Here is a 7,080-nt window from a genome sequence, read left to right as displayed (position 1 = left end):
CCTCACCCGGCCCCGACGACGGTCCTCGATAGCGCTCGTCGCCGCTACTGCTGGACGCGGTAGCCGTGCTCGCGCAGCCGCGTCAGCACGGAGTCGGAGTGCTCGGGGCCCCGCGTCTCGAGCTGCAGGTGCACCTCGACCTCGTCCATCGACAATGCCGGCGAGATGCGCTCGTGGGCGACCTCGAGCACGTTGGCGCCGGCGGCGCTGACCTCGGTGAGCAGCCGCGCGAGGCCGCCGGGGGCGTCGGGGATCGTGACGTCTAGGTTGAGGTAGCGCCCGGCCGCGGCCATGCCGTGGCGGATCACCTTGCCCAGCAGCAGCGGGTCGATGTTGCCGCCCGAGAGCACGGCCACCACCGGCGCCTCGAACGCCTCGGGCCGGTCCAGCAGCGCCGCGACCGCGGCCGCGCCGGCGGGCTCGCAGACGAGCTTGGCGCGCTCGGCCAGCGACAGCACCGCACGCGCCAGGGAGTCCTCGCTGACGGTGACCACCTCGTCGACGTGCTCGACGACGGCGGCGAAGGTCAGGTCTCCGGGGCGGCCGACGGCGATGCCGTCGGCCATCGTGCGCATCACCGCCAGCGGTGTGGGCCGGCCGGCCTCCAGCGACCCGGGGTAGGCCGCGGCGTCCTTGGCCTGCACGCCCACGACCCGTACGTCGGGGCGCAGCGCCTTGACCGCCAGCGCGACGCCGGCCAGCAGCCCACCACCCCCGGTGGGCACCACCACGGTGGCGACCTCCGGCAGCTGCTCGATGATCTCCAGCCCGACGGTACCCTGACCGGCCACGACGTCGGCGTGGTCGAAGGGGTGGATCAGCACCGCCCCGGTGCGCTCGGCGAACTCGTGAGCCGCGACCAGCGCGTCCTCGAGGTACTGGCCGGTGAAGACGACCTCGGCGCCGTAGCCGCGGGTCGCGCGCTCCTTGGGGATCGGGGCGCCCTCGGGCATGAAGACGGTCGCCGAGATGCCGAGCAGCTGCGCGGCCAGCGCCACGCCCTGCGCGTGGTTGCCGGCCGAGGCGGCGACGACGCCACGGGCGCGCTCCTCCTCGCTGAGCCGGGAGATCCGCACGTAGGCGCCGCGGGCCTTGAAGGAGCCGGTGCGCTGGAGGTTCTCGGCCTTGAGGCGCACCTCGCCGCCGACCAGCTGGGAGAGCCAGCGCGACTCCTCCATCGGCGTACGCACCGCGACGCCGGCGAGGACCTCGCGGGCGGCCTCGATCTCGGCCAGGCCGACGGTGGGCTGGTGGCTCACGACGGGGCCTCCTCGGGGTGCTCCTGCACGTCGACGCTGGCGCCGCTCTCCTCGTAGTCCTCGGCGAGCTCCTCCTGTGGGTCGTCACCGGGCGCGGTGTTGGCGGCCAGGTGCTGCACGACGGCGTTGACGGCCGCCGCGAGCGGCACCGCGACGAGCGCCCCGGCGATCCCGGCGACGATCACGCCGGCCGCGATCGCGAGGATCACCGCGAGCGGGTGCACCGAGACCCAGCGCCCCATCAGGAACGGCTGGAGCACGTGGCCCTCGACCTGCTGGACGACGATGACGCCGACCAGCATCAGCAGCGCGGCCACCGGGCCCTGGGCGACCAGGGCCACCAGGACCGCCACGACACCGGCGATGGTGGCACCGATCATCGGCACGAAGGCGCCCAGGAAGACCAGCACGCCGATGGCGGCCACGAACGGCACGCCCAGGAACCAGGCCCAGGTGGCGATGCCGATGGCGTCGACGAGCGCCACGATGACGGTGGCCCGCACGAACTGCGTCAGCGAGATCCAGGCGACCCGGCCCGAGGAGTCCACCCGGGGGCGGGCCGCGCGCGGGGCCAGCCGCACCAGCCACGACCAGATCCGCTGGCCGTCGGCCATGAAGAAGTAGGTCGCGAAGAGCACGATGAAGAAGCCGGCGACCACGTGGGTCAGCGTGGTGCCGACCTCGGTGATCCGGCTGACGACCTGTCCGTCGCTGGTCTGGTCGGTGATCAGGCGTTGCGCGTCGTTGATCCACCGGTCGACCTGGGAGTCGCTGGCGTTGAGGGGGCCGTCCTCGAGCCAGGTGCGGATCTGGCCGAGGCCGGCGACGGTCTGCTCGGCCAGGTCGGTGGCGCCGTTGGCCACCTGCTGGCCCACGAAGGTCAGCAGCCCGCCGACCGTGGCCAGCCCGCCGACGACGACGAGCAGTGCGGCCACCCCGCGGGGCACCCGCAGGCGGACGAGCAGGTCGACCGCGGGCACGGCCAGCGCGGTCACGAGCAGGGCCACCACGATCGGCAGCACGATGACCGACAGGTAGCCGACGGTCCAGGCGATGACCGCGCCGGCGGCCACGATCACCAGGAACCGCCATGCCCACGCGGCGGCCAGGTCGACCCCGGGGGGGACGTGGGTGCGGGGGTAGGCGTCGGCGCCGCTGGCCAGCTCGGGCGGGGTGAGCCGGCGCTCGCGCTCGTCGCGCAGCTGGCTCCACTGCTGGAAGAGCCGGTGGGCCAGGCCCTCCTCCTCCTCGACCGAGCGGGGCCGCCGGGTGCGGCGTCGCAGCCGCCCGCCGGGGGCCGGCGCGGCGGGGTCGGGCTGCGCGACCGCGACGTCACCTGCCGGGTCGGGGCCGGCGGGGTCGGGGCTGCTCAGCTGCTCGTCCACGCCGGTCAACCTATGCGACCCGGCCGTCCGCGGCGCTCACCCGAGGGCGCGGTCGAGGTCGGCGATGAGGTCGTCGGCGGTCTCGATGCCGACGGAGAGCCGCACGAGGTCGGCGGGGACCTCGAGGTCGGTTCCGGCGACGCTGGCGTGGGTCATCCGGCCGGGGTGCTCGATGAGCGACTCGACGCCGCCGAGGGACTCACCGAGCGTGAAGACCTCGGTGCCCTCGCAGACCGCCAGCGCAGCCTGCTCGCCGCCGGTGACGCGGAAGGAGACCATCCCGCCGAAGCGCTTCATCTGCTTGGCGGCGACGTCGTGGCCGGGGTGCGACTCGAGCCCGGGGTAGACGACCTGCTCGACCTTCGGGTGGTCGAGCAGGAAGTCGACGACCTTCTCGGCGTTGTCGCAGTGCCGGTCCATGCGCACGCCCAGGGTCTTGAGCCCGCGCAGCGTCAGCCACGCGTCGAAGGGCCCGGCCACGGCGCCGATGGCGTTCTGGTGGAAGGCGACCTTGTCGGCGACCTCGAGGTCGCGCACGACCAGCGCGCCGCCGACGACGTCGGAGTGCCCGCCGCAGTACTTCGTGGTCGAGTGCAGCACCACGTCGGCGCCGAGGGTCAGCGGCTGCTGCAGGTAGGGAGAGGCGAAGGTGTTGTCGACGACGAGCAGCGCGCCGGCCTCGTGGGCCACGGCCGCCAGGGCCTCGATGTCGCCGATGGTCAGCATCGGGTTGGTCGGGGTCTCGACCCAGACCAGCCTCGTCTGCCCGGGGCGGATCGCGGCCCGCACCGCGTCGACGTCGGAGACGGGCGCCGGGCTGTGCTCCAGGCCCCAGGCCTTCTCGACCTTGTCGAAGAGGCGGTAGGTGCCGCCGTACGCGTCGTCGGGGATGACCACGTGGTCGCCCGGGGTGCACAGCGAGCGCACGAGGGTGTCCTCGGCGGCCAGGCCGGAGGCGAAGGCGAAGCCGCGCTCGCCCTGCTCGAGGGCGGCGATGTTGCCCTCGAGCGCGGTGCGCGTGGGGTTCGCCGAGCGGGAGTACTCGTAGCCGCCGCGCAGGCCGCCGACGCCGTCCTGCTTGTACGTCGACGTGGCGTAGATCGGCGGGATCACCGCCCCCGTCGTGGGGTCCGGCTCGTAGCCGGCGTGGATGGCGCGGGTCTCGAAGCCCGCCTTGGCCAGGTGCTGCTGCTCACTCACCCGTCGAGGGTACCCACGGCGGGAACCATTGCGGCTCCCCCGGTGTTGTGCAGGGTGGACACCGACTCCCAGGAGGACCACCGCATGTTCTTCACCCGCAAGCAGACCGACCTGATCGCCCCCGACGAGACGCTGCCGGGGCGCAGCGAGAGCCCCTGGCACATCGCCGAGCGCCACGTCGTGCTCGACGCGCCCGTCGTCACCGACGAGGCCCCCGCCGGCCACGAGGTCGCGGTCTTCGGCCTCGGCTGCTTCTGGGGCGCCGAGGAGCTCTACTGGAAGATGCCCGGCGTCTGGTCGACGTCGGTCGGGTACGCCGGTGGCGACACCCCGCACCCCTCCTACGAGGAGGTCTGCTCGGGGCGCACCAACCACACCGAGGCCGTGCGCGTCGTCTTCGACCCCGCCGTCGTCTCCTACGCCGACCTGGTCAAGGCGTTCTTCGAGGTGCACGACCCCACCCAGGGCATGCGCCAGGGCAACGACGTCGGCACCCAGTACCGCTCCGCTATCTACTGGACCACGCCCGAGCAGGAGACGACCGCCCTCGAGCTGACCCGTGTGTACGGCGACGAGCTCGCCCGTCGCGGTCTGGGCGAGATCACCACGGAGGTCCGCGAGTCGCCGACGTACTACTACGCCGAGGACGTGCACCAGCAGTACCTGGCCAAGCACGTGAATGGCTATCGGTGCCACAGCAATACGGGAGTTCCTTTCCCAGCGGGTGCCTGAGACACACCAGCCTTGCCCGTGTGGCGCTGTAAGCGGGGGCTGGGAAGCCGGGCCGCCCTGGGTCAGGTCCGGCCGGGCAGGCTGCCCGCCGCCGGGCCCGCTGCGCCCGCGGGCTCCGCACTCCCGCGGACGCCTGATCTCTTGGTGGCTTTGCATCCCGAGTTGGGCCGCGGCGTCGTACCCTTTGCAGACCAGACGACTTGGGGGTCAGACATGACAGGGACGAGGACGTGCAGCCACTGCGGGCGCTCTGGGCACGACCGGCGCACGTGCACGGTGCCCCAGAACGCGGGACGGTGCGGCAACTGCGGTAGCGCAGGGCATGACCGCCGCAACTGCCCCAAGCCGTAGCCGCAGCACTGGGCACCCGCCTGGACAGCACGCGTGCGTCGGCGAGCGCGTTGCTCGCCAGGCGGGCCGCCCCTGCCTAGCCGAAGCCGCGCGCGCTTCCGCCGCCCCGATGCGTCACGCCGGCACTAGGGTCAGCGGTGGACCAGTGCCGGTCGCGGGCCGTCTGTCGCTCCTGCCTGCGGAGGTCTCGCTCAACGTGCCAAAGGGGGTCCACCGGTAAGCGGTCGGGCCGCGCCTCGGGGTCCGCGCGCAGCGCCGCCTCCATCCAGTCGGCCAACTCGGGCCGCACGAGGGCGGCGCGAGCGTGCGGCGGCAACTGGACCGGGCCCGCGGCGGGCACTCCCCCCGGCAGGCGCGCCTCGACCTGCGTGTCACCTGTCAGCACCTCCAGCGCGGTGACCGCGAACGAGTAGACGTCGCTGGCGCTGGTCGCGCGGCGCCCCAGCCACTGCTCGGGGGCCATGTAGAGAAGGGTGCCCATCACGGCACCCGTCGCGGTGATGGTCGCAAGGTCCCCCTGGCGCGCGAGGTCGAAGTCGCACAAGACGACTCGGGCGAAGCCGCCTCCGTAGGGTGGAGAGATCAGCACGTTGGAGGGCTTCACGTCGCGGTGTGTCACCCCTAGCCGGTGCAGGACTTGGAGAGCTCTTGCCAACTTTCTCAGGACGTCGAAGCGGGTCGACAGGGCGCGGCCCGGTCGCTGACTCCTGAGTACTTCGGAAAGCGAGAGCCCAGCCCACGACTGCGCCACCCAGGGGGCCGCGGCGTCGACGTCGGCGTCGAGGATCGACGGGGCCCAGTCCCGGGCGAAGCCAGCCTGGATGTCGAGGCTGCGGGCGATGCGTCGCCGGTCGTCGTCACCCAGCGGGCCGGAGAACACCTTCAGGGCGCAGTGCTGGTACCGGCCCCCCTCATCCCGGGTGGCGAGGTAGACCGACCCCTGACCGCCGCGACCCACGACCGCGTGCCGGTAGTACCCGGCAAGTGGCTCGGGCGTCGGCAGCAGGTCAAGCCCGTGGTCGCGAGCGACCCTCTGGAGCCGCGTGGGGTCGGCGTCTTGCATGAGCCCGAGCCTAGCCTCCCTGTGCCTCCCTCGACCGCCCAGAGAATCCGGCACCGGAGGGCGTCCTCCCGTCGCAAGCGCGAGCGACTCCAGGAGACGCACGATGACCGAGCCGTCCGGCCTCGAGCTCCACCGTCGCCTCGCGGCGTCGCTCGACAGCCCGGCCGAAACGGTAGTCCTGAGGCCTACGCTGGCCGGTACAAGGCCTCGTACGAAATCCGGCGCTCATCCCGCAGGTGCATCTGCACTACGACCCGTACGACAAGCGCACGCGACGCAACCTGGCAACGGGACGCAGTTGCCGCGGCAGCGGATGGAGCTCCTGCTTCTCTTCAGCGACACGCAGCGCGTCGTCACCGAGGTGGATGGGAAGCAGCAGCAGTACCTGGCAAAGCACGCAAATGGCTATAGGTGCCACAGCAACAAGGGGGTGCCCTTTCCCGCGCGCTCGTGACCGGGGTGGCCACACCCCAGAACTGGTGCCCAGTGACCGCCAAGATTCAGCGCGAGGCTGAATGAGTCTTTACTCTGATCTCGATCGCCGGCAGGCACGTCCGGCACTTGTTGGTCGGGGGAACAGTGAAGGCCATTTTTGCGAGAGCGGCGATGTCCGCGCTCATCGTCATGTCCGCGGGTTTTCCAAGCGCGGCATTCGCCGCCGCTGTTGATGAGATCGCGCCGGTCGTGGATTCGATCAACGTGTCTTCGCGGACCGTCGACGTCACCAACGGCAGCGTCTCGGTGACCATCACCGCTCACATCACCGACGCCGACTCAGGGTTCAACTACGGCAGCGCCTACGCCTACCGCGGCAGTCAAGGCACCAGCGGAGGCGACCTGGTCCGCACGAGCGGCACGTCAGCCGACGGCATGTACGCCGCGACCCTCACCTTCCCCGCCAACTCAAACCCCGGAGAATGGAGCACCAGCTTCTTCGTCCGCGACGTCAGCATGAACCGCGTCGACCCGCCCCTCGGCTCCTTCACCGTCGTCAACACGGGGAATGCTGTCGATGAGATCGCGCCGGTCGTGGATTCGATCAACGTGTCTTCGCGGACCGTCGACGTCACCAACGGCAGCGTCTCGGTGA

The 7,080-nt window shown here is 71.8% G+C and carries 6 protein-coding genes; 2 read left to right on the top strand and 4 right to left on the bottom strand.

All coding sequences use genetic code 11. The features are described 5' to 3' along the window. Nucleotides 1–44 precede the first annotated feature (44 nt). The 3 genes from ilvA to OCU29_RS00155 are packed head-to-tail and all read right to left on the bottom strand — an operon-like array spanning nucleotide 45 to nucleotide 3,844. A complete protein-coding gene (gene ilvA, locus OCU29_RS00165; RefSeq protein ID WP_261818340.1) occupies nucleotides 45–1,259 on the bottom strand; it encodes a threonine ammonia-lyase in 1,215 nt (404 codons plus the stop codon). Further along, complete coding sequence (locus OCU29_RS00160) at nucleotides 1,256–2,644, bottom strand: AI-2E family transporter (protein WP_261818339.1); 1,389 nt, start codon at nucleotides 2,642–2,644, stop codon at nucleotides 1,256–1,258. Before OCU29_RS00160 ends, ilvA begins: the two co-directional genes overlap by 4 nt. 36 nt (nucleotides 2,645–2,680) lie before the next feature. Continuing rightward, entirely contained in the window at nucleotides 2,681–3,844 is a 1,164-nt protein-coding gene (locus OCU29_RS00155) for a cystathionine gamma-synthase (protein ID WP_261818338.1), read from the bottom strand. Between the two features lie 54 nt (nucleotides 3,845–3,898). On the opposite strand from OCU29_RS00155, the gene msrA reads away from it, so the two are divergent. Beyond that, nucleotides 3,899–4,576: a peptide-methionine (S)-S-oxide reductase MsrA gene (gene msrA, locus OCU29_RS00150; RefSeq protein ID WP_306798996.1), complete on the top strand. Its 678-nt coding sequence runs from the start codon at nucleotides 3,899–3,901 to the stop codon at nucleotides 4,574–4,576. Nucleotides 4,577–5,003: 427 nt separating this feature from the next. On the opposite strand, the gene OCU29_RS00145 is transcribed toward msrA, so the two are convergent. Beyond that, nucleotides 5,004–5,990, bottom strand: coding sequence for a serine/threonine-protein kinase (locus OCU29_RS00145; protein ID WP_261818337.1), 987 nt, complete (start codon nucleotides 5,988–5,990; stop codon nucleotides 5,004–5,006). A gap of 606 nt (nucleotides 5,991–6,596) precedes the next feature. Here OCU29_RS00145 and OCU29_RS00140 point away from each other — a divergent pair. Continuing rightward, on the top strand, nucleotides 6,597–7,080 hold a 484-nt coding region (locus OCU29_RS00140), incomplete at its 3' end, for a hypothetical protein (RefSeq protein ID WP_261818336.1).

Origin of the sequence: Nocardioides sp. OK12 (genome assembly GCF_024341885.1) — a bacterium.
Taxonomy (GTDB): Bacteria; Actinomycetota; Actinomycetes; order Propionibacteriales; family Nocardioidaceae; genus Nocardioides; species Nocardioides marinisabuli.
The sequence above is the reverse complement of the archived record's forward strand: the minus strand, read 5'-3'. Positions and strand labels throughout refer to the sequence as shown.